The sequence below is a fragment of the Aquamicrobium terrae genome (assembly GCF_040545735.1).
In the GTDB taxonomy this organism is placed as follows: Bacteria; Pseudomonadota; Alphaproteobacteria; order Rhizobiales; family Rhizobiaceae; genus Mesorhizobium; species Mesorhizobium terrae_A.
Genome location: NZ_JBEPML010000020.1, coordinates 67,035 through 86,721, shown reverse-complemented (window position 1 = coordinate 86,721; position 19,687 = coordinate 67,035). Strand labels below are relative to the sequence as shown.

Genomic DNA, 19,687 nt, shown 5'->3' with positions numbered 1-19,687 from the left:
ATCCTCTTCCTCGACAACCGTTGCGACCATGATCGAGGGCAAGCGATGACGACCTATCCATCCTACGCCAGAAGCAGTGAGATCACCCTTCCCGTCACATGGGATCGCCCCGCGACGCGCTGCGAGATCCAGACATGGCGTGCCAGTGACACGCGTATCAGCACATCCAGTCGTGCGGCATCGGGTAGAGGGGCGATCCGCGTATAACCGGCCAGGAAAGCGTCCTCATGGGCGCGGAGCTTATCCTCCAACCCGTTGCGTAGCGCATGTTCGCGCAGATGGGCGATGAAATTGGCAATGTCGATGGCGGGATCGCCGATGGCGAACAGGTCCAGGTCCAGAAGCCAGGTCTTGTCCGGTGCGACGATCACCTGATCGGGGTAGAAATCGCGGTGAATGCCGTTCCGGCGCCCCGGCGGCAGGGCCTCGGCCTGTTCGGTCAGCATTGCATCCAGCGCGGCAAGCGATTGGCCAAACTCGGGTCGCGCGGCTGCGGCCCTGGCGAACGCGTCCCGCATGACGGTCAGTTCGTCCCGCATCGTCCATTCGGCAACCTCGCCGATCGGGTCGAGACCCACGCCATGCAGTCGCGCCAAGGCCCGCCCTGCCGCCCGCAAGGGCGCGGTGTCGGGGCTGTCCAGCAGGTCGGCCAGCAGGTGTCCACAAACCCGCGCCTGCAACCAGATCCGCGCCTCGGGCAGGATGCCCATCACATCGGGAACACCTACATCGCCCGGAAGTGCGGCGGCCAGCCGCCGGTACAGGTCGGGGGTACGGCTGTCCAGCCCCTTGACGCGCAGCTTGCCATAGGTCTCGAACGCGCCTTCAGAGGTAATGCCGCGATAGGCGATCAGCGCTCGCCGCCCAGGCCGGTCGCGCAGCAATTCGGGTGGGTCCAGCGTGACCGGCCTGCCCCATGCGGCGGCGATCGCCCGCGCCATCCCTTCCCGATCCAGTGCGCGGGCCAGCGCGCCCTCGCCTCCCGCAAGCCGTGCCGCCAGCCGCAGCAGGCCGGCGCAGGCGCGTGGCCAGTCGGCGCGGCGGTCCCGGAACGGCTCGCAGACAAGTGCTGCCAGCGCGGCGGCGTGATAAAGCCCGGCATCGATCGCACCATAGCCGCGCAGAAAAGCCCGCCCAAGGCTTTCGGCGCGGGCAGCCGGCAACCCGTCCAGCAGCCTGTCGGCATCCAGCCGCGCGAGGAAGCTGCCGAGGTCGAGCTGCGCCGGACCGGGACCGGCACGATCCCAGTCGATGAAGCGCAGGCCGCTGCCGTTCAGGATCACCTGGTCAGCGCTGAAATCGCCATGGCAGAGGGTGTTCGCCGCCTCTTCGGCAAGCCCGCGCGCCAGTCCCCTAGACAAGGCGCGCGCTTCCGATGCAAGATCGGGCAGCAGCCATGCCAGGGCCTCCAGCGCCTCGAAGCAGGGATGCCTGCGCGGCGGACCGTCCGCCGTTTCGCGATGCACAGCAGCCAGTGCGACACCGATCCGGGCGAAATCCTCAGGTGCTGTGTGATGCGGGTCGGCGGCGGTTCCGGCGATCCAGCCTTGTACGACGATGCCTTGCCCCGGGTCCGCACCCAGAACCGCGGCCCCCGCCCGCCTGGCAGAAAGCATCAGTGCCTCGAAATCGCCCGGCGGCACCGCCTTCAGCAGCGCATAGGGCCGCCCGTCGCGGTCGACCCGCAGGACCAGCCGTCGCCCCGGCTTGTGCTTCAGCAGAGACAGCCGGTCATTTCCCGGACCGATCAGCGCGGCCAGCAGCGCCGGGGCCTTTTCCCGGTCCAGCAGGTGCCTAGCGGCCTTGACCCTCCGGTCGAGCGTTCCGGGCAGGACCACCGCGCACAGGTCGTCGAAATACCGCACATCCGGGCGATGCCATGCCGCACGCCCGCGATAGATCGCATAGCGCTCCGCCGTCACCGCCCGCAGGGTCAGCCCCGCGCCACCGTCGTCGAAATGCGCCGTGCAGGTCTCGCCCGGCTTGTAGCGCAGATAGCGTGCGACCAGCGGCCCCCCCTCCAGCCGGGCGCGCAGGGCATCCCCGTCCAGTGCCAGCTTCAGGCCAGGCAGCGCCGGGTCGCGCGCGATCAGGTCAAGGTCGGCGTCATTCAGCGACATGCGTCAGCACCTTGTCGGGCGGACCATCCGCCGCAACCTTGCCGCCCGACAGCACCAGCACCCGATCGGCACGGGCGGCGAAGCGCAGGTCATGGGTGATCGTCAACACCGTTCGCCCCCGTGCCAGCCGCAGAATCGCCTGCTGCACGGCGGCCTCGGACTCGCTGTCCAGCCCCACGGTCGGTTCGTCCAGCAGCAGTATCGGCGCGGACCGGAGCGCCGCGCGGGCGATGGCCAGCCGCTGGCGTTGGCCGGCGGACAGATTGCCGCCGCGTTCCTCGATCCGGGCGTCGTAGCCCTCGGGCCGGGCGATGATGAAATCATGCGCGTTGGCAAGACGGGCGGCGGCCTCGATCTCGGCGGGCGAGACCTCGCCATCCGCGCCCATGGCGATATTCTCGGCGATGGTGGTCCGGAACAGCAGTGGCTCCTGCGGGACATAGCTGATCTGGCGGCGCAGCGAGGCGCGGGTAAAGTCGCGCAGGTCGCGCCCGTCCAGCGTCAGCGCGCCCCGATCCGGGTCTGCAAGCCGCAGGATCAGGCTGGCCAGCGTCGATTTGCCGGTGCCCGAGGGGCCGATGATGGCGACGAACTGCCCGGCATGGATATCGAAATCGACGCCGTTCAACACCGCCCGCCCCGGATGACCGAAGTGCACGTTGCGCGCGCTGATCGCGCCGCTCAGACCCTGGGCCTTCACGCTGCCGTCGGGCAGGCCGGCATCGGTGTCCAGAAGCTCGATCACCCGTTCGCCCGCGGCCGATGCTTTGGCCAGCCGCGCGGAATATTTCGCGTAGTCGCGCACCGGGCGGAAGGTGTTCTTCATATAGGTGATGAAGACCAGCAGGGCGCCCGGCGTCAGCCGCCCGTCCATGACCGCCAAGGCACCGACCCACAGGACCAGCGCGGTTGCCGCGCCCACCAGCAGGTCGACACCGCGTTCGAGGCCCGCCGATAGCCGGGTGCCCTTCACACCCTCACGCAGGCTTTTGGCGTTGGCCGCGCCGAAACGGGCGCCGATGCGATCCTCAAGACCAAGCGCCTGAATGGTACGCATTCCGGCCAATGCCTCGGTGGCGGTGGCGGCCATCGCACCCTCGCGTTTGCGCTGGTCGCGGCTGACCGAGCGGATTTTGCGTCCCATTCGTGCCGTCAGCCACCCCAGCAGCGGCAGGGGCAGCAGCGCCACCAGCGCCAGCCACGGGTCCAGCCACAGCATCACCCCGATCATCCCGACCAGCACCAACAGGCTGGCAAGGATCGGCAGCGCCGCCGTCACCGCCGTTTCGCGCAGCATGCCTACATCGCCGATCAGCCGCAGCGTCATGTCGCCGGTGCGCGCTCCGGTATGAAAAGCCAATGGCAGGCGTTGCAGATGTGCGAACAGGTCGGCGCGCACATCGCTCAGCAGCCGGTTGCCCGCCAGCGCGAAGCCCAGCGTCGCAAGATAGTCGAACAGCGCCCGCAAGGCCGTCGCGGCCACCAGCCCCAGCGCGCAGAGGGCCAGAAGCTGCGCCGCACCCAGCGAGGCCAGCCCGGACGGCATGTCCGCCGTCACCACCCGGTCGATGACGAATTTCAGCGGCCAGGGTTCGACCAGCTTCATCAGCGTGGCGGCGATCAGCGACAACGCGCCTCCCAGCATCAGCCCGCGATAGGGCCGCATGTAGGGCGCAAGGCGGCGCAGCACGCGGCCGAGACCCGGCAGTGCCTGCTGCAATGTCTCGGGCCGGGTCATCAGGCGAGTACTCCGGTCGCAACGCGCAGCACCCGCGCCGCCACTCTGGCCCAGGTGTGGTCGTGCAACACGATCTCGCGCCCCGCCTGCCCCATCCGCCGCGCGGCCTGCGGGTTACCCGCCAGTTCCGCCAGCGCACCCGCCAGGGCGGTGGGATCGTCCGGCGGGCAGAGCAGCCCGATCCGGCCATGGCGCACCACCTGCGCCAGATCGCCCACCCGGCTTGCCACGACCGGCAGGCCAGACGCCATGTATTCGTAAATTTTCAACGGCGAGAAATAGAAGGGCTGGTTCCCGGCATAGGGCGCGACGGCAATATCCATGCGCGCCAGCCAGCCCGGCACATCGTCGGGCCGCACCGTGCCGGGCAGTTCGGCATTCAGCGCCGCAAGCAGGGGGGCCAGCCGCTCGCGCTCGGGCCCGTCGCCGACGATCAGCAGATGCGCGTGCGGGAAGGTCGCGCGCAGGGGCGTCATCGCGCGGACCAGCGTTTCCACATCATGCCAGGGGCGCAGCGTGCCGAGGAAGCCAACCGTCAGCCGCCCGTCGGGACGCTGAACCGAGGGGAAACGGGCGGGGTCGACGGCGTTCGGGATCACCTCGACCCCTTGCGCGCCGTGCCGGCGGACATAATCACCCACCGCCCCGCTGACCGCAACGACCAGCCGGGCGGCGCGCATGGCGCGGGCGGTGCTGGCGTCGGCTTCTTCCGGCAGGGCCAGCACACGGTGGCGGGCGCTTTCCTCGATCAGTGGGGCGTTGACTTCCAGCACGCCGGGAATGCCTTGGTGTGCGGCTTCCTCCATCGCGGCATGGGCGAAAAGCGCGTGGCGTTCATAGACCAGGTCGACGGGACCGGCCTCGCGCAAGGCTGCGGTCACGGCATTGTTCAGCGCCAGTTGCGCTGCGGCGCGGGCCTCGGCCTCGCCGCGCGACAGGGCGGGCAGCGGCGCCAGCCGCAAAGCCTCGTATCCCGTTGAAGGCGTACCGATACGGGGCGAGATCAGCGTCACCCGGTCCCCGCGCGCCAGAAAGGCCGCAATCATTTCCTGTGCGTGGATCGAGGCGCCCTTGGTGCCGAAGATCTCGATCCCCGGATCGGTGCAGACATAGGCGATATGCATCAGGCGGCCCCCCTTTCCGCTCCCCGCGCCGCGCAGGCGTCGAAGATCGCACCAAGGCGGGGGGCGTTGCGGCGGATGTCATAGTCGCGCTCGATCACCTGCCGCGCGGCGGTAGAAAGGCGCAGGCGCAGCGCCGGATCGTCCAGCAACCGGGCGATTGCGCGGGCCAGCGCGGGGGCGTCGCCCTCGGGGACGATCAGGCCGGTTTTGCCGTCCTTGACCAGTTCAGGAATGCCGGTCACGTCCGAGCCGATGCAGGGCAAGCCAAGCGCCATCGCCTCCAGCAGCACGGTGGGCATGCCGTCACGGTTGCCGTCCTCACCCACCACGCAGGGACAGGCCAGAGCCGCCGCACCGCGCATGGCCGCCTTGATCGCCTCTTGCGGCATCGGGCCGGAGAGCGTCACGCCCTGCAAGCCGCAGGCGGCGATCTGGGCACGCAGGTCGACCTCCTCCTCGCCCGCGCCGACGATACGGCAACGAATGGGACGGCCCTCCGTGGCAAGGATACGCAGCGCCTCGATCAGGATGTGGAAACCCTTCTTTTCCACCAGCCGGCCCACGGCGAGGATCTCATCGGCCTCGGGCGCGGGCGGCTGCCAGCGGAAACGGTCGAGGTCGATGCCGTTATAGATCCGCACCGCCTGCGTGCCCGGCCATGTCCGCGCCAGATGCGCGACGTTGTAGTCGGAGACCGTCACCACCGCCGAAGCATCGCGCAGCTTCAGCCCGAGATGCTGGTTTTCCTCGTAAAAGTAATAGATATCCTTGGCATGCAGCGTCACCGACCAGCTTATGTCCGCCAGCGCGGCGGCGATGCGGGTCACGGTGGCGGCGATGGTGCCGAAATGCGCATGCAGGTGGTCGATGCCGCGCTCGCGCACCGCCAGCGCAACGACCAGCGCCTGCGCGATATCCTGACCCCGTGCCTCGGGGAAGCGGGCCAGCGCCTCGGGCAGGCCGGGCAGCATCCGATGGCCCGCCAGCATCAACTGCCATAACTCGTCCGGGCCGCGGAAGCAGTCCGGCACCCGCATCACGCCTGCGCGGACGCGGGCAAGGATGTCCTGGAAATGACTTTCCTCGACCCCTCGCAGGGCGAAGATGTCGATCTGCCGCCCGGTTTCCTCATGGGCGAGGATTTCGTTCACGATGAAGGTTTCGGAAAAGCGGGGATACCGCTTGACGACATAGCCCACGCTGGCGGGACGGGGGGCGGTCATGCGCAGATCCTCCTGATATTGGGATAAAGCAGTTCGAAGGCACGGGCGCGCACACAATCCAGCCCGGACATGTCCAGCATCTCGCGCACCCGTTCCGGGCGCGGCGGCGGGCCGGCCAGCCATGCCGACAGGTTTTCCGGCGTCAGGCGGTCGGGCTCGATCATGCCGACCAGATGGCGCGCGGCCAGGCGTTCGGCCCGCAGGATCTGTTCGCGGCGCGGGCGGGTGCGCGGCAGGATCAGGGCGGGAACGCCGAAGGAGAGCAGTTCGGTCACGGTGTTGTAGCCGCCCATCGCCACCACCCGCGCGGCGCCTGCGATCAGGCGCAAAGGCTCGGGCGTGAAATCCAGCATCTCCATGTCGCCGCGCGCCGCGATCCGGGCGCGCAGGGCGGCGCGGTCGGAAGCCGGCATCTGGCTGCCGGTGATCAGGATGCCGCGATGCCCGGTAGGCAGGCTGGCCTGCGTGAAGATATCGCATATCCGCGCCCCGTCGCGCCCGCCGCCCACGGTGCAAAGCACATAGGGCGAGGCCTGCGGCGCAGGCGAGATCGCGCTCACCAGCCGCTCGCGCTGGTCCAGATAGCCCATGAAGCGGACGCGGGACGCGAATTCCTCGCTGAAGCTGTATTCAGTGACCAGATTGTAGAAATTCGGATCGCCATAGATCCAGACCTCGTCGAACCAGCGCCGCAGTGCCGTATGGTTGCGCTGGCGCAGCCATTGGCCGCGCACGGCCTCGGGCGTATCGATCACGTCACGCAGACCCAGCACGATCCGCGCCTTGCCGCGCGCCCGCAGCGCCGTCAGCGCCTGAACCATCTCGCCCTGCGCACCGCGCGGCACGTTGTCCACGATCAACAGGTCGGGGTCGTAGGATACCAGCGCCGCGCGGATCGAGGCCGCCCGCAGCGCCGCAAGCTCGCCCAGTTCAAGGTCCAGGTCGCGGGCCCGATAATCGCCCACGCTGTCCTTGCCATAGGCCGGAAGGGTCAGGGTATCGACGCCCTCGGGCAGATCGAAGGCGCCGGCCTCGCGCATTCCGGCGATCATCAGCACCTGTGGCGCGGGATCCAGCCGCCGCAGCGCCGTCGCCAGCAGCAGGTTGCGCCGCCAATGCCCGAAGCCGAGCGTGTCATGCGAATAAAGCGCGATCCGCGCGGGACCGGCAGCGGGCCGGAAAGGCCTTGAACCGGGCGCGTAACCATCGCAGGAAATGATCTGCCGCATCGTTCTGGAATCCCTCTCGGCGTTGCAGAAATATGTCGTCTCGATGACAACGTGGCGGCTTCCGCAAAAATCCATCGAAGCGGGGAGACGCGAAAGAATCGGCGGGTTTTTGCCGTTTGCTGCCCGCGATGGAGCTCAGTCACGCCGCCGGCACAGCCGCACCCGGCTTCAGCGCCAGCCCGCGCGCAGCGCCTCGGCTTCCTCCTCGGGGACCATCGCCAGACCCGCGCCGCGCGTGTCCAGATATGCCCCGATGGGGTTGTCGCCATCGCCACCGGCAGGAGCATAGCCCGATGAGGACGATGGCGTGGAAGCCGGCTGCAGCGCGGCGACATGCCAGCCACCGGCATCGTTGCAGGCCAGCGCGACCAGATCCGGCCGGGTATCGTGGTGCAGCGAGAATTCGCGGCAATAGCCACCCTGGACCGCGAAGCTGGCGAGGATGCCCAGTTCGGTATTCTTTTCAACGAGCCGGGTCTGGCCCGAGGCGAGTTCGTCGAGCGCCTCGGACATGGGGCTGCGCGGCTCCAGCGGCCCAAGTGTCAGCATCGGGGCGTCAGCGGGCGGCAACAGAATCGCTGCCGCCACGGCCAACGCGGCGGCCAGCGCACCTGCGCCCACCATCACCCGCCATCCCGCCAGCAGGCGGCGCAAGCGGGCAGGCCGTGCAGAGGACGCCACGGCGGGCGGCCCGAAGATCGCGGCCCGGATCGCGGGCGGCACCGGCTGGTGCAGGGGGCCTTCGCAGGCACGCGCCAGGGTCGCGTTCATCGCCATGATCCCGTCCACCACCGCCTGATCGGCGGGGCAGTCGGCCAAATGCATCACCACGCGAGCCGCCTCCTCGGGCTCAAGCTCGCCATCGGCAAAGGCGTTCAGGATCACGGGATCAAGACGTTTCATCTCATCTTCCCCGGTCATTGCCGGCCGCCTTTCGGCGCGAGGGTGGCCGACAGAGCCTCACGAGCGCGCACCAGCCTGCTGGTTACGGTCCCGATCGGAATGTCCAGCACTTCGGCCACCTTGCGATAGCTCAGCCCCTCGACCGCAACCAGCGTCAGGACCACGCGCTGGCCTTCGGGCAGGCGGTCCATCTCGCCAAAGACCTGCGACAGCAACATCCGCCCCTCGGCCTCGCGCGCGCCGATGCCGCTGTCGTCCAGCCCGGCATCGGCTGGATCGACCGGCGTTCCCCGCACTTTCAGGCGGCGGCGGCTGTCCAGCCACAGGTTCTGGACGATGCGATACATCCAGCTATCCAGCCGGCTGCCCTCCGCGAAGGCATCCGCATTCGCAAGTGCACGCTCGCAGCCCGCCTGCACGAGGTCGTCGGCATCGGCGCTGTTGCCGCACAGGCCAAGCGCAAAGCGCCTGAGCCGGGGAACGAGGCGCACGAGGTCATTGGCGAATTCGGATCTCATCGTCGCTTCCGGGCAGTTTCCTGCCAAGACTACGCATGAACCGGCGAATTTAATCCAATTTCCACGCAGGAAGATTGTCGGGGGAAGAAAATCCCGCTCTGCTGCGTTGTCGATGAAACATCTGATCTGGTGCCCCATGCCCTTGTCTTCTTCGCTGCGCGCGGCCCTTTTGCTGACATTGCCCGCTCTTGCCCTGCTGTCGCTGGTCGAATCCACCGTGTCGCAGGCCCCTCAGGGGGCATGGCTGGCTGGAGCCGCCTGGGCGGATGACGATGGGGGCGGCGATAGCGACGGAGACGGGGACAGTGACGGAGATGATTCCGACAGCGGCGACGATGATGGCGACTCCGACGACGATGATGACGGCGGGCGGTCGGACGATGACGATGATGATGATGATGACGATAGTGACCGGGACGACGATGACGACCGCGACGATGATGACGACCGGGTCGCCATGCCCTCCAACCTCGTATCGCGGGACAGTGGCGGCGATGGGCAGAACCGGGTCCGGCGTAGCGAGATCTCGGCCGCACGCCTTCGGGCAAGGGATATCCGCGCACTGGAGCAGGCCGGCTTTCGCGTGATCCGCAGCCGTAACAGCAGCTCCGGCATCGTCGCGCGACTGGCCCTGCCCCGCGGCATGGCGGACCGGGCGGCGCTTCAGGCGGCCATCGCCTCAGCGCCGGGCGCGGTGTTCGACCTGTCCCATGTCTATTCGCCCGGCCAGGCGGTCTATGCCCGTACCGTGGCCGGGTTTCCCTCGAGGAGCAGTTGCCTGTCGGGCGCGCGCATCGGCATCATCGACACCGCTATCGCCGATCACCCGACGCTGAGCGGCGCCCGCATCAAACGTAAGGTGTTCTCTGTCTCGGCCCGGCCGGCCGGCCACGGGACCGCCGTGGCCAGTATCATCGCCGGGAAGACGCCGGCAGGGGGGCGGCTTGTCGCGCAGGCGACGCTCTATTCCGCCGCCGTTTTCGACGGCAACAGCCGTGAACTGATCGCCGATGCCATCGACCTGGTCGCCGCGCTGGACTGGATGGCCGACAACCGCGTGCCGGTGGTCAACCTGTCCATTGCCGGCCCGCCCAATGCCCTGCTGGCCGATGCCGTCGCGCGCAGCGCCAGGCGAGGCACGATCCTTGTAGCCGCCGCCGGGAATGGCGGGCCGCGGGGCGGGCCCCGCTATCCCGCCGCCTATCCCGGTGTGATCGCCGTCACCGCCACAGACCGGCATGGGCGGATCTATCGGCGCGCCTCGACCGGGAATTATGTCGATATCGCCGCGCCGGGCGTCGATGTCTGGGGCGCGGACCTGAAAGCGGCGAAGGGAGCAAGCTGGTCGGGCACCAGCTTCGCCGCCCCCTTCGTCACGGTCGAGCTTGCCGCCGCACAGAAGGCGGGCCGGGTGCATGACGACGCCTCGGCGATGGCCTGGCTGGCGCGCGCGGCCGTCGATCTTGGCCCGCGCGGGCGCGACCGGACCTATGGCGCCGGGCTTATGCAGGCGCGGGCCTGCAAATGACTGCTGCCGGCGCCTCGCAGAGGTTGAACTCGGCGCGCCCGGTTCAGGTCGTTGAAGCGACCTCGATGTCGAAATGCATTACATACTTCCTGATACCCAGCTTCTCGTAGAGAGCGATCGCCGGATCGTCGCCATAGTCGGCCTGCACATAGATCACCCACGCATCCCGTTGCGCGGCGATGGCGCGAAGGTGTTCGATCAGCGCGGTTGCGATGCCCCGGCGCCGATAACCGACCGCGACGGCGAGGTCGTAGATGTAGAATTCCCTGCGCGCCCTCTCGAATTTTTCGAGTTCGTAGGCGACCAGCCCACCCACGACCTCCGTGCCCGACAACGCCACCAGAGCCACCACATGCTCCTTGGCGAGCAGCCCGGTCAGCCAGACATCGTCGGGCGGCGCGGCCTCGAAAGTGTCGGGATTGTCGAAGGCGTCACCGAATAGCGTATTTAACTGGCGGACAAGCGAAAGGTCGGAGGGGCCGAGACGGCGGATGTCGACGGGTCGATGCGCCATGTTGCCCTCAGGATTTCCGTGATTTTTGCTTCGCGACATCAAAGGCTGCTGCCTCCCTAATCAGCGCCCGCATTTTGGTCCATGCTTGCGGCAAAACTTCGGAGGGATCAGGGGGGCAGGATGCCGGCACGGCCTGCAACATCGACAGTCACAACGCTGTCGAGCAGCTCCCCAAGCTGATGCAGAATACCACGCAGCTCATATCACCCAATCGACGCTTAACCCTCGCCATGAAGTTCGGAACTGTCAGCGCAACCCGCCGCGACCCACCTTGCTTTGCAAGCTGCTTATCGACGATTCCGTAGGGTTCGCCGCTCTCTCAAGCCACCAGATGCCGCATCTGGCAGTAACACTCGATGGTCGGGTCGGCGGCGAAGAGATGGAAGCGGCATCGCGCAGGCGGTGGCAGCACAAATCTCATCATTTCATTCAATCATTCACTTGAATGATAATATCGTTCGTGCCATCAGTGGCTTCTTCGTTCAATGATTCAGTTGAGAGATCCGATGACAGAACACGCAGATCGCGCGACATCCTGTGATGCGGGCGCAGCCTCGGGGTTCCAACGAAGCGGCACCGCCGTCCCCATAGCTGTCTACCTCCTCGGCGTGAGCCTGTTCGCCATGGGCAGCGCCGAATTTCTGATGGGAGGAATCCTTCCAAAGATCGCGGAAGACCTGCAAATCTCGTTGCCGACGGCAGGGACCTTGATTTCCGCCTTTGCGGTCGGTGCCCTGATCGGAGCGCCGCCGCTTGCGATCCTGACACTTCATTGGCCAAGGCGCGCCACGCTGTTCTTGAGCCAGGTCGCCTTTATCGCCGCCACGGCAGCCAGCCTGATTCTGGATGGATATCCTGGCGTTCTCCTGGCCCGGTTCGTCATGGGGCTGGCCTATGCCTGCTTTTGGGCCGTCGCGGCGTCCACAGCGGTGCAACTCGTTGCCCCGGATCGTCGCGCGAAGGCACTTTCGGTCGTCGTCAGCGGCTTGACCGCCGCCATGGTCCTTGGCGGCCCGGCAGGCACTTTCATCAGTGAAGTCACTGGCTGGCGAGGAGGGTTCTGGGCGGTGGTGCTCGCGACGGCTGCTGCGGCAGTCGCCGTTCTTCTGGTCCTGCCAAAAAAGATGGGAGGCGATTTGCCTGCGCCTGACACAGCGAGGGAACTGAGCGCCATGAAACGCCCGGCCCTATGGCTTGCCTACGCCACCACGGCAACGACGACTGCCGCCTATATGGGAACGTTCAGCTATATGGGTGCATTGCTGCTCGACGTGAGTGGCCTGCGTGTCGACTGGCTCCCGGCGGTCCTGTCCCTGTTTGGTTTCGGCGCATTCGTTGGGCTGACGATTGGCGGCCGAACGGCCGACCAGCGCTCCTTCGCAACCCTTGTCTCCGGCATCGTTGGTCTGGTTCTAACATCTGCCGCGATCGCGCTGCTCGCGCCGCACCGGGAAGCAATCGTTGCTTTGATCTTCCTCCTTGGCGTTATGGGGTTTGTATTGAACCCGGCCGTCTGGGGGCGAGTCTACGTTATTGCGCCCGATGCGCCAGTTCTCGCAGGCGCAACGAACTCTTCCGCCTTCCAACTCGGTCTGACATTGGCTCCGCTGCTAGCTGGCCTTCCGATCAGTCACGGCTATGGTCTGGCCTCTGTTGGCTGGGTCGGTGTCGTGCTCGGGGCGGTCGCGCTTGGCTTTGCCGCCCTCGACCAGCGCATGAACCAGGTCTGACCGGTCGATCCCCGGTCAGCGAAACCTACAGCGAGGCGGCGCTACCGGAAAAGGAAGGGCTTCCGTGTGCGCCGCCTTTTATCCTTGCCCTGCTTCTTTCCTATCCTTGGCCAGCACATAGGCCACAAGAGCATTGGCGTGCCCATGCCCCATTCCATGTGTATCCTTCAGCCAGGCGACCAGTTCCATATGTTTCGAGCCCGCCCTGGCCCGGATCAGTTCGAACCATTCCTCGACGGGTCGACCATACTTCTTCTCGATGGAGGGGAAGTAGGAAGCTGGCCCCTTCACGGAGTTAGCCTTACCGGAATCATCCTGCATTTGCTTTCTCCCTGGCTCTGGTATGGCATCCGTTAAATTCATCTTTCGGGGATATTTCCGTAATATTTCACGCGGGTCTGGCTCAGACCTCGATGCTGAGCCCAGCCGCTTTCCAGTCCGGAAAGCCGGCGGCGAGACGCAAAACCCGGAAGTTTCTGGCTCCCAGCAACGCCGCCGCATTGGTGGACAAGACGCAATACGGCCCTCGGCAATAGGCGACGACGTCCTGTTTGGGTGGGAGTTCCGACAACCGTTGCTCCAGTTCCTCCGCAGGGATATTGAGCGCGCCAGGCAGATGGCCGAGCGCATATTCTTCTGCGGAGCGCACGTCGAGCAGGGTGATGTCGCCCGCGCGAATACGCTCGAGCAATTCCTCGCGAGAGATCGAATCGTGTCTGCCCTCGGCGTTGTTTGGATCGGCGGCGAGTTGGCGGATTTCGGACCGCATGTGATCGGCATAGCCGCGTAACGACGCCAGCATCGCCTCGATCGGCCCGCTGCCAAGGCGGTAGAGGACCCGTTTGCCGTCGCGGCGCGTCTCCACAAATCCCGCCCGGCGCAAATGCTGGAGATGCTGCGATGCGTTGGCAACAGTCAGATCGGTGAGTTCGGCAAGCCGTTCCACCGACCGTTCGCCCTGCGCGATGTGTTCCAGCAGCATAAGACGATGCGCATGACCAAGCGTGCGCGCAATCTCGGCCAAGTCGGTGAAGAGCAGTGCGTGTGTGTCGGTTTTTGTCATTGACCGTTTTCTAACATCAGATAATCATCCAAGCAAATTATTGAATGATTATGTTGTGAGAGAGGACCAATCAATGACAGGCGTGTTGGGAGCCCTCTTTGTTGGGATCGGGGCGACAGCCGTAATGGACGGATGGGCAGTTTTCCAGAAACTGGTCTTCGGAGTGCCGTCTCTCGACTATCGGCTCGTCGGACGATGGATCGGTCATCTTCCCGGAGGCCGTTTCAGCCATGGCGACATCGCAAAGACACCGATGGTGCGAGGCGAAGCTGCACTCGGCTGGATGGCGCATTATGTGATCGGCATCGTCTTCGCAGCCATTCTTGTCTGTCTCTGGCCCGAATGGCTTCGGCATCCCACTTTGTTGCCCGCATTGATCATCGGCATCGGCAGCATCGTTGCCCCCTTCTTCATCCTTCAACCTTGCCTTGGGGCCGGCATCGCCGCATCGCGTACGCCGCAGCCCTGGCTCTCACGGCTCCGCAGCCTCCTGGCCCATACCTTGTATGCAATCGGCCTCTTTGTCTCAGGTGTTTTGTTTGCGCGGTACATGCCGATTTCGTAGTCCGAAGGCCGGTACGGTAGACCGAACTGATCCGTTATCCTGCCTACGACAGAAGTCGAAACGGCCGTATCGCAAAATCCCCGTAGAGCATCTCAAAACCCTTCGCAGGTGGCTGGCAATCTGCTCGATCATGGCCAACCGCACTGTGAATCGCCTCAATGCGCACAGGCCCGAAGGCCTTCTCAGATAGCGGAAACATGATCGGCGGCCGCATATGGTTGCATCAGGCATGAAGCCAGAGTCCTGCGAATGCGGCCGCCTTTGTTATTGGCTCCAATCAGATTTCGCCGCGGCTCATCGCCCCGGCTATGTAGTCGGCCTGCCGGATCGCCAGCGCGACGATGGTCAGGGTCGGGTTGTTGGAACTGCTGGTCGGGAAGACGCTGCCGTCCGATACGAACAGGTTCTTGATGTCGTGGGATTGGCCGTAGGCATTGACGACGCCGTCGCGCGCATTCTCGCTCATCCGGTTGGTGCCCATGTTGTGGGATGCCGGATAGGCGGGAAGATCGTAGATCTCGCGCGACCCGACCGCCTCATAGATGCTCTTCATCGTGTCGTAGGCATGGTTGGTCATGTTGACGTCGTTGTTGTGCGGCGTCTTGGCCACGACCGGTATGGGCAGGCCGTACTGGTCCTTCTCGGTGGCGTGCAGGGTGATGCGGTTCTGCTCCTGCGGGAGGTCTTCGCCGCAGATCCATACACCTGACATGTAGGGGTATTTCTCGAGCGCCTTGGAAACCTTGCGGCCCCAGCCGGTCGGGCCGGGAACGAGGAACGCCGACAGGAAGCCGATGCCGAGCGCCAGCTTCTCGAGCTGGTAGCCGCCAATGAACCCGCGCTCGGGATTGTTATGGGACTGGTCCGAGACGATGCCGGCGACCGAGGTGCCTCGGTTCATGTGGACCAGCCCCGGCATCACCGCATAGACGCCGGCAGTGGCGTGCGTCATGTAGTTGCGCCCGACCTGGCCGGACGAGTTGGCCAGCCCGTCCGGATATTTGCTGGACTCCGAATTGAGCAGCAGCCGGGGCGATTCGATGGAGTTGCCCGCCACGCAGACCAGCCGCGCCTTCTGGCGCTGCGTCTTGCCTTCCGCATCGGCATAGACCACGCCGGTCACCTTGCCGCTGTCGTCGTGCTCGATCTGCAGGACCATCGAATTGGGCCGCACCTCGCAATGGCCGGTCTCCACCGCGCTGGGGATCTCCGTGTACATGGTCGACCACTTTGCCTGGAACTTGCAGCCCTGCATGCAGAAGCCGGTCTGCTGGCAGGGCGGGCGGCCATCACGCTCCACGGAGTTGATGGCCATCGGGCCCGATTTGATTTCCTTGAACCCGATGCGGCGTGCGCCTTCGGCGAGCACCTTGAAATTATTGCTCCATGGCAAGTCCGGCATACCGGTCGTCTCGCCGGTAACGCCCATCTTCAGTTCGGCCTTTTCGTACCAGGGCGTCATTTCCTGAAGCGAAACCGGCCAGTCGGCCATGTTGGCTCCGGCAATGTCGCCGTTGGTGGTCTTCATCTTGAACTCATGTTCCTGCAGGCGCAGCGCCACGCCGGCCCAATGGACCGTCGAGCCGCCGACGCCCTTGACGATCCAGGCCGGCAGGTTCGGGTGGTTGATTGCACCATGCCAGCCGCCTGCTGAGATGCGCTTGTCGAGCCACGATATTTTCTGGAACATCGCCCATTCGTCGTTCTCGATGTCGTCCATCGTGAACTGCTTGCCGGCCTCGAGCACCACGCTCTTGATGCCCTTCTGGGCAAGCTCGTTGGCGAGGGTACCGCCGCCTGCACCGGAACCGACGATAACGACGACGCTGTCGTCGTTCAGATCAAATTTTGCAGCCATGATTCCCTCCCGAACCTCAGAGCCAATCCAGATCGTCGAAACCGCGATAGAGGTAGCCGCCCTCCTCCCAGGACGAGCCCTCGTAGCCGAGCTTGGGCCACAGCTCCTTATTGTTGTAGATACCGAATAGGAGGCCGGTGCGAAGCTTCTGGAAGAACGGCGTCAGTTCGACCGAGCGCAGCACGGCGACGCGCTCGTCCTCCGAGGCAACGTCGACATAGGCCTTGCCGTAGAGCGATTGCGTGCGCGCGTTAACGTCCTTCAGGCCGTCGATGCAGAGCGTCGCGACGGCCGCGTCATTCCTGGCCTCCTCGAGGATGGCGTCGACCACCGCCTGGTAAGGCTGGTCGGGGATCAGGCCGTCATGCGGATAAATGTCCTTGGCCATGTGGAGCAACGTGGCTCCGGCCTCGTCCGGGAGCGGCTGGGCCGCCAGTGCGCCGGAGATCCCCGCGGTGGCCGCGCCGATGCCCAGTGCGGCGGTTATGCTTGTCGTTTTCAGGAACAGGCGCCGGTCGACCCGGTGCGTGAGCGGGTTCGACGGCTTTCTGTGTTTCAGACTAAAGTGCATTGCTTCCTCCGAGGTTGCTGTGGGTCTTTGGCCTGCGCTCCAAGACCGAGCTGCAAGGCCCGTGCCAACATCCGGTGGGCTCGGAAAAGCAGCCGAAACATCTGGGAAACTCGTTCAATAACAATGCGCTGACAGAGATGCACAATGTGGGCGATACGCGCGGGCGGACGTTGGTGATCGCCGTCAAATCGCGGATGCGACGCGACAGGTGTCGCAGTGTCTCGACAAAGGCGCGTTCGCTTGTAACGCCGGCAGCCTTCGGTGTACTTTAGCCTGCACGCAGGGAAGCGGCCTCGCTTGGGAGAACAGAGCCGCGATCGTGTAAAGGGAGGAGACATGTCGGCCGACACGCGCGCCTCGCAGGTCATTCAGGCATCCTGGAACCGGTGCGAGACCCAGTACGGACTCGACTCGACGCGTTCGCTGCCACCGCTGCGCCTGAGCGAAGGCGAGATCAGGCATGGCCGCGACCTCATCGCGGAATCGATGGCCAGGAGTTCGACGGTCGTGCACCAGTTGCGCGAGCTGGCGCGGGACACGAACTACTGCATGCTGTTCGCCGATCCGGACGGCGTCGTCGTCAAGACCTTCTCCGATACCGAGGATGCGCGCTCGCTGACGGCGCGAGGGCTGGGAACCGGCACCGTCTTTCGCGAGGCCGATGCCGGCACCAATGGCATCGGCACCTCGATCATCGAACGCAGGACCGTCACGGTCAACGGGGAGGAACACTACAATCCCACTTTCAAGCCGTTCATCTGCGTCTCGGCGCCGCTGATCGATCCAGACGGAAAGGCGCTCGGCGCGCTCGATCTCTCCGGTCTGCGGGTCGGCAGGCATTCCGAAGCGGCTTTCCTGCATCAGTTGCTCGACGATGCGGCCTTGTGGGTTCAGTCGGCTCTGTTCCGGCACCGCTACAAGAACAATTTCATCGTCGGCCTGTCACAGTCGCCGGGCATCGACCACTCCATGTTCCGGGCCCTCGTCGCCCTCGATGATGGCGGCCGGGTTTGCGGACTGTCCGAAAGCGCGCTGTCCCTGCTCGGCGGCGGCAACCGGACCAGCTTCTTGCACAGGCCGGTGGACGAGGTCCTCGGCGTCACCCTCGGCGCACTGGAAAGTGGCAGCGGGCGCGTCCAGCGGGTCGATCCCGGAAAAACGAAAGCCGGCTACGTCTATCCGTTCCCGTACGAATCCGCAGGCCGGCCGGCCGCCCGCCCCGCCAGGCGGATCGAGAAGGCGCCGGATCGCCCCAGGCCGGTCCAGGTCCTGACGCTCGACCAGCTCACCGGCCGCGACGAGCGGATGCGTAAAAACGTGCAACTGGCCCGCCGCATCGCCGACCGCAACATTCCGGTCCTGCTGCAAGGAGAGACGGGCAGCGGCAAGGAGGTTTTCGCCCGCGCCCTGCATCTGGAAAGCCCGCGCCGCGACGGGCCGTTCGTCGCCGTGAACTGCGCGGCAATTCCGGACTCCCTGCTTGACAGCGAACTGTTCGGCTATGAAGCCGGCACTTTCACCGGCGGCCTCAAAGCCGGAAAGATCGGCAAGGTCGCCGCCAGCAACCACGGCACCCTGTTCCTCGACGAGATCGGCGACATGCGGCTGGACCTGCAGACCCGGCTGCTGCGCGTGCTGTCGGAGCGGGAGGTGACGCCGCTGGGCGGCATCGAACCGGTGCCCGTCGATCTCAAACTGATCTGTGCCACGCACCGCGACCTCCAGCGCATGGTGGAAACCGGCGAATTCCGCGAGGATCTCTACTACCGCATCAACGGTGCCAAGATCGTGCTGCCGCCATTGCGTGAACGGGGCGATCTCGCCGATCTCATCCATCAAATCGCGCGTGAGGAATCCGATCCGGGCCAGCCGGTGGAACTGGCAAGCGAGGCGCTGGATTGCCTGCTCGACAATCCGTGGCCAGGCAATATCCGCCAGTTGCGCAACGTCTTGAGCCTTGCCGTGCTCACCCGCGACGGGCCAAGGATCGAACTCGACGACCTGCCCGACGAAATCCGCATCGGAGCCGGCGGCAAGCGAGGCGTCAGCGCGGATTTTTATCCGCCGCCGGAACGCATGGTATCCGGACTGAAGCAATCGCTGGGCGAGACCGAGCGCGAGCGCATCCATCGAGCGCTTCAGGACAGCAAATGGCAGGTGACCGAGGCGGCACGCCGTCTGGGGGTAAGCCGGGCGACCATCCATCGCAAGATGAAGGACTACGATATCGTTCGCCCCGATCGGCGCTGACCACACCGTCGCGAATGGGTAGCCGCTGGCTCCGGATGCCGATGGCACCGGCCAGCCTTGCCGTGGCGCAGGCAGCGGCGCAGGCCTGCAACAGTTGTCACTCCCGAACTGCTTCCTTCGGCGGCTACGCCCGGTGAAATTCGTCGTCATCGGCGAACGGCGTCTTGGCACGACCCTTGCGTCGTCACTTTGGAACCCCGGCGTGACACCCTGTGTCGCGCCTTCGGTCCGCCGGCACCCCTCCCTGTCGGCGGACCGGCCCTCCATCCGCCCCGACGTCGCACCTGAGAGGAAAGTCCATGAGCCAAACCAAGCAGAAACTCGATGAGATCAACGGACGCCTGAACGGCCTGTTCAAGGCCGAACGCCAGACGATGATGGCGTTCAAGGGACTGTCCGATGCCGCGACGCGTCCCGGCAAGATTTCGCCGGCGCTCAAGGAATTGACGGCCATGGCGATCGCGGTTGCCAAGGGTTGCGACGATTGCGTCGTCTACCATACCGCCGCCGCGAAAAAACACGGCGCCAGCCGCGAGGAATTCACCGAAATGCTTGCCGTCGCGGTGGAAATGTCCGGCGGGCCGGGCGCGGTCTATGCGGCGAAGGCCGTCGTCGCCTTCGACGAGTTGGAGTAGTGACCGCTCCGGGGCGGCACCTTCCTGGTGCCGTCTCACCGGTGCCGCAAACGCGCGACACCTGTCACCGGCTTCCGACACCAACTACGACGTATAGCGTGGGTAATCCCACGATTTC

General features: G+C 65.6%; 17 protein-coding genes. 5 read left to right on the top strand and 12 right to left on the bottom strand.

The genetic code is table 11. The annotated features are described in order from the left end of the window. Positions 1 to 62 precede the first annotated feature (62 nt). The 7 genes from ABID37_RS21565 to ABID37_RS21535 all read right to left on the bottom strand — a co-directional run bounded on the left by ABID37_RS21565 (position 63) and on the right by ABID37_RS21535 (position 8,855). Positions 63 to 2,120 (bottom strand): phosphotransferase, encoded by a 2,058-nt coding sequence (locus ABID37_RS21565; RefSeq protein WP_354198535.1) that lies wholly within the window; start codon positions 2,118 to 2,120, stop codon positions 63 to 65. Beyond that, complete coding sequence (locus tag ABID37_RS21560; protein WP_354198533.1) at positions 2,107 to 3,858, bottom strand: ABC transporter ATP-binding protein; 1,752 nt, start codon at positions 3,856 to 3,858, stop codon at positions 2,107 to 2,109. The genes ABID37_RS21565 and ABID37_RS21560 overlap by 14 nt, the downstream gene beginning before the upstream one ends. Beyond that, positions 3,858 to 4,982 (bottom strand): glycosyltransferase family 4 protein, encoded by a 1,125-nt coding sequence (locus ABID37_RS21555; protein WP_354198531.1) that lies wholly within the window; start codon positions 4,980 to 4,982, stop codon positions 3,858 to 3,860. The genes ABID37_RS21560 and ABID37_RS21555 overlap by 1 nt, the downstream gene beginning before the upstream one ends. Continuing rightward, positions 4,982 to 6,205 carry a glycosyltransferase family 4 protein gene (locus ABID37_RS21550; protein ID WP_354198529.1) on the bottom strand — a complete coding sequence of 408 codons (1,224 nt, stop codon included), beginning with the start codon at positions 6,203 to 6,205 and terminating at the stop codon, positions 4,982 to 4,984. Before ABID37_RS21550 ends, ABID37_RS21555 begins: the two co-directional genes overlap by 1 nt. Beyond that, the gene (locus ABID37_RS21545; protein WP_354198527.1) at positions 6,202 to 7,434 is read right to left on the bottom strand and encodes a glycosyltransferase family protein; all 1,233 of its coding nucleotides are present in this window, start codon (positions 7,432 to 7,434) and stop codon (positions 6,202 to 6,204) included. Before ABID37_RS21545 ends, ABID37_RS21550 begins: the two co-directional genes overlap by 4 nt. A 168-nt stretch (positions 7,435 to 7,602) precedes the next feature. Beyond that, complete coding sequence (locus ABID37_RS21540) at positions 7,603 to 8,337, bottom strand: anti-sigma factor family protein (protein WP_354198525.1); 735 nt, start codon at positions 8,335 to 8,337, stop codon at positions 7,603 to 7,605. Between the two features lie 14 nt (positions 8,338 to 8,351). Continuing rightward, complete coding sequence (locus ABID37_RS21535) at positions 8,352 to 8,855, bottom strand: RNA polymerase sigma factor (protein WP_354198523.1); 504 nt, start codon at positions 8,853 to 8,855, stop codon at positions 8,352 to 8,354. A 112-nt stretch (positions 8,856 to 8,967) separates the two neighbouring features. On the opposite strand from ABID37_RS21535, the gene ABID37_RS21530 reads away from it, so the two are divergent. Then, the gene (locus tag ABID37_RS21530; RefSeq protein WP_354198521.1) at positions 8,968 to 10,383 is read left to right on the top strand and encodes a S8 family serine peptidase; all 1,416 of its coding nucleotides are present in this window, start codon (positions 8,968 to 8,970) and stop codon (positions 10,381 to 10,383) included. Positions 10,384 to 10,426: 43 nt separating this feature from the next. Here the strand turns inward: ABID37_RS21530 and ABID37_RS21525 are convergent, their stop codons facing one another. Next, positions 10,427 to 10,897: an AAC(3)-I family aminoglycoside N-acetyltransferase gene (locus ABID37_RS21525; RefSeq protein WP_354198519.1), complete on the bottom strand. Its 471-nt coding sequence runs from the start codon at positions 10,895 to 10,897 to the stop codon at positions 10,427 to 10,429. A gap of 506 nt (positions 10,898 to 11,403) precedes the next feature. On the opposite strand from ABID37_RS21525, the gene ABID37_RS21520 reads away from it, so the two are divergent. Next, a complete protein-coding gene (locus ABID37_RS21520; RefSeq protein WP_354198517.1) occupies positions 11,404 to 12,627 on the top strand; it encodes an MFS transporter in 1,224 nt (407 codons plus the stop codon). A 78-nt stretch (positions 12,628 to 12,705) separates the two neighbouring features. Here the strand turns inward: ABID37_RS21520 and ABID37_RS21515 are convergent, their stop codons facing one another. Together ABID37_RS21515 and ABID37_RS21510 are read right to left on the bottom strand one after the other, a co-directional pair. After that, the gene (locus ABID37_RS21515; protein ID WP_354198515.1) at positions 12,706 to 12,948 is read right to left on the bottom strand and encodes a DUF4287 domain-containing protein; all 243 of its coding nucleotides are present in this window, start codon (positions 12,946 to 12,948) and stop codon (positions 12,706 to 12,708) included. Between the two features lie 82 nt (positions 12,949 to 13,030). After that, positions 13,031 to 13,690 carry an ArsR/SmtB family transcription factor gene (locus ABID37_RS21510; protein ID WP_354198513.1) on the bottom strand — a complete coding sequence of 220 codons (660 nt, stop codon included), beginning with the start codon at positions 13,688 to 13,690 and terminating at the stop codon, positions 13,031 to 13,033. Here ABID37_RS21510 and ABID37_RS21505 point away from each other — a divergent pair. Beyond that, positions 13,674 to 14,255, top strand: a complete 582-nt coding sequence (locus ABID37_RS21505) for a DUF2938 domain-containing protein (RefSeq protein ID WP_354198511.1) — start codon at positions 13,674 to 13,676, stop codon at positions 14,253 to 14,255. The two genes, ABID37_RS21510 and ABID37_RS21505, sit on opposite strands and share 17 nt — an antisense overlap. Before the next feature lie 277 nt (positions 14,256 to 14,532). Here the strand turns inward: ABID37_RS21505 and ABID37_RS21500 are convergent, their stop codons facing one another. Beyond that, positions 14,533 to 16,113 carry a GMC family oxidoreductase gene (locus ABID37_RS21500; RefSeq protein ID WP_354198509.1) on the bottom strand — a complete coding sequence of 527 codons (1,581 nt, stop codon included), beginning with the start codon at positions 16,111 to 16,113 and terminating at the stop codon, positions 14,533 to 14,535. A gap of 16 nt (positions 16,114 to 16,129) precedes the next feature. Next, positions 16,130 to 16,684: a gluconate 2-dehydrogenase subunit 3 family protein gene (locus tag ABID37_RS21495; RefSeq protein WP_354198507.1), complete on the bottom strand. Its 555-nt coding sequence runs from the start codon at positions 16,682 to 16,684 to the stop codon at positions 16,130 to 16,132. A gap of 336 nt (positions 16,685 to 17,020) precedes the next feature. Between ABID37_RS21495 and ABID37_RS21490 the strand changes: the two genes are divergently transcribed. Both ABID37_RS21490 and ABID37_RS21485 read left to right on the top strand, forming a co-directional pair. Then, the gene (locus ABID37_RS21490; RefSeq protein ID WP_354198505.1) at positions 17,021 to 18,934 is read left to right on the top strand and encodes a sigma-54-dependent Fis family transcriptional regulator; all 1,914 of its coding nucleotides are present in this window, start codon (positions 17,021 to 17,023) and stop codon (positions 18,932 to 18,934) included. A 299-nt stretch (positions 18,935 to 19,233) separates the two neighbouring features. Continuing rightward, entirely contained in the window at positions 19,234 to 19,569 is a 336-nt protein-coding gene (locus ABID37_RS21485) for a carboxymuconolactone decarboxylase family protein (RefSeq protein ID WP_354198503.1), read from the top strand. Positions 19,570 to 19,687: the final 118 nt, after the last annotated feature.

Coding starts and splice junctions, on each gene's coding strand:
- ABID37_RS21565 (WP_354198535.1), bottom strand. CDS start 2,120: ATGTCGCTGAATGACGCCGACCTTGACCTGATCGCGCGCGACCCGGCG.
- ABID37_RS21560 (WP_354198533.1), bottom strand. CDS start 3,858: ATGACCCGGCCCGAGACATTGCAGCAGGCACTGCCGGGTCTCGGCCGC.
- ABID37_RS21555 (WP_354198531.1), bottom strand. CDS start 4,982: ATGCATATCGCCTATGTCTGCACCGATCCGGGGATCGAGATCTTCGGC.
- ABID37_RS21550 (WP_354198529.1), bottom strand. CDS start 6,205: ATGACCGCCCCCCGTCCCGCCAGCGTGGGCTATGTCGTCAAGCGGTAT.
- ABID37_RS21545 (WP_354198527.1), bottom strand. CDS start 7,434: ATGCGGCAGATCATTTCCTGCGATGGTTACGCGCCCGGTTCAAGGCCT.
- ABID37_RS21540 (WP_354198525.1), bottom strand. CDS start 8,337: ATGAAACGTCTTGATCCCGTGATCCTGAACGCCTTTGCCGATGGCGAG.
- ABID37_RS21535 (WP_354198523.1), bottom strand. CDS start 8,855: ATGAGATCCGAATTCGCCAATGACCTCGTGCGCCTCGTTCCCCGGCTC.
- ABID37_RS21530 (WP_354198521.1), top strand. CDS start 8,968: ATGAAACATCTGATCTGGTGCCCCATGCCCTTGTCTTCTTCGCTGCGC.
- ABID37_RS21525 (WP_354198519.1), bottom strand. CDS start 10,897: ATGGCGCATCGACCCGTCGACATCCGCCGTCTCGGCCCCTCCGACCTT.
- ABID37_RS21520 (WP_354198517.1), top strand. CDS start 11,404: ATGACAGAACACGCAGATCGCGCGACATCCTGTGATGCGGGCGCAGCC.
- ABID37_RS21515 (WP_354198515.1), bottom strand. CDS start 12,948: ATGCAGGATGATTCCGGTAAGGCTAACTCCGTGAAGGGGCCAGCTTCC.
- ABID37_RS21510 (WP_354198513.1), bottom strand. CDS start 13,690: ATGACAAAAACCGACACACACGCACTGCTCTTCACCGACTTGGCCGAG.
- ABID37_RS21500 (WP_354198509.1), bottom strand. CDS start 16,113: ATGGCTGCAAAATTTGATCTGAACGACGACAGCGTCGTCGTTATCGTC.
- ABID37_RS21495 (WP_354198507.1), bottom strand. CDS start 16,684: ATGCACTTTAGTCTGAAACACAGAAAGCCGTCGAACCCGCTCACGCAC.
- ABID37_RS21490 (WP_354198505.1), top strand. CDS start 17,021: ATGTCGGCCGACACGCGCGCCTCGCAGGTCATTCAGGCATCCTGGAAC.
- ABID37_RS21485 (WP_354198503.1), top strand. CDS start 19,234: ATGAGCCAAACCAAGCAGAAACTCGATGAGATCAACGGACGCCTGAAC.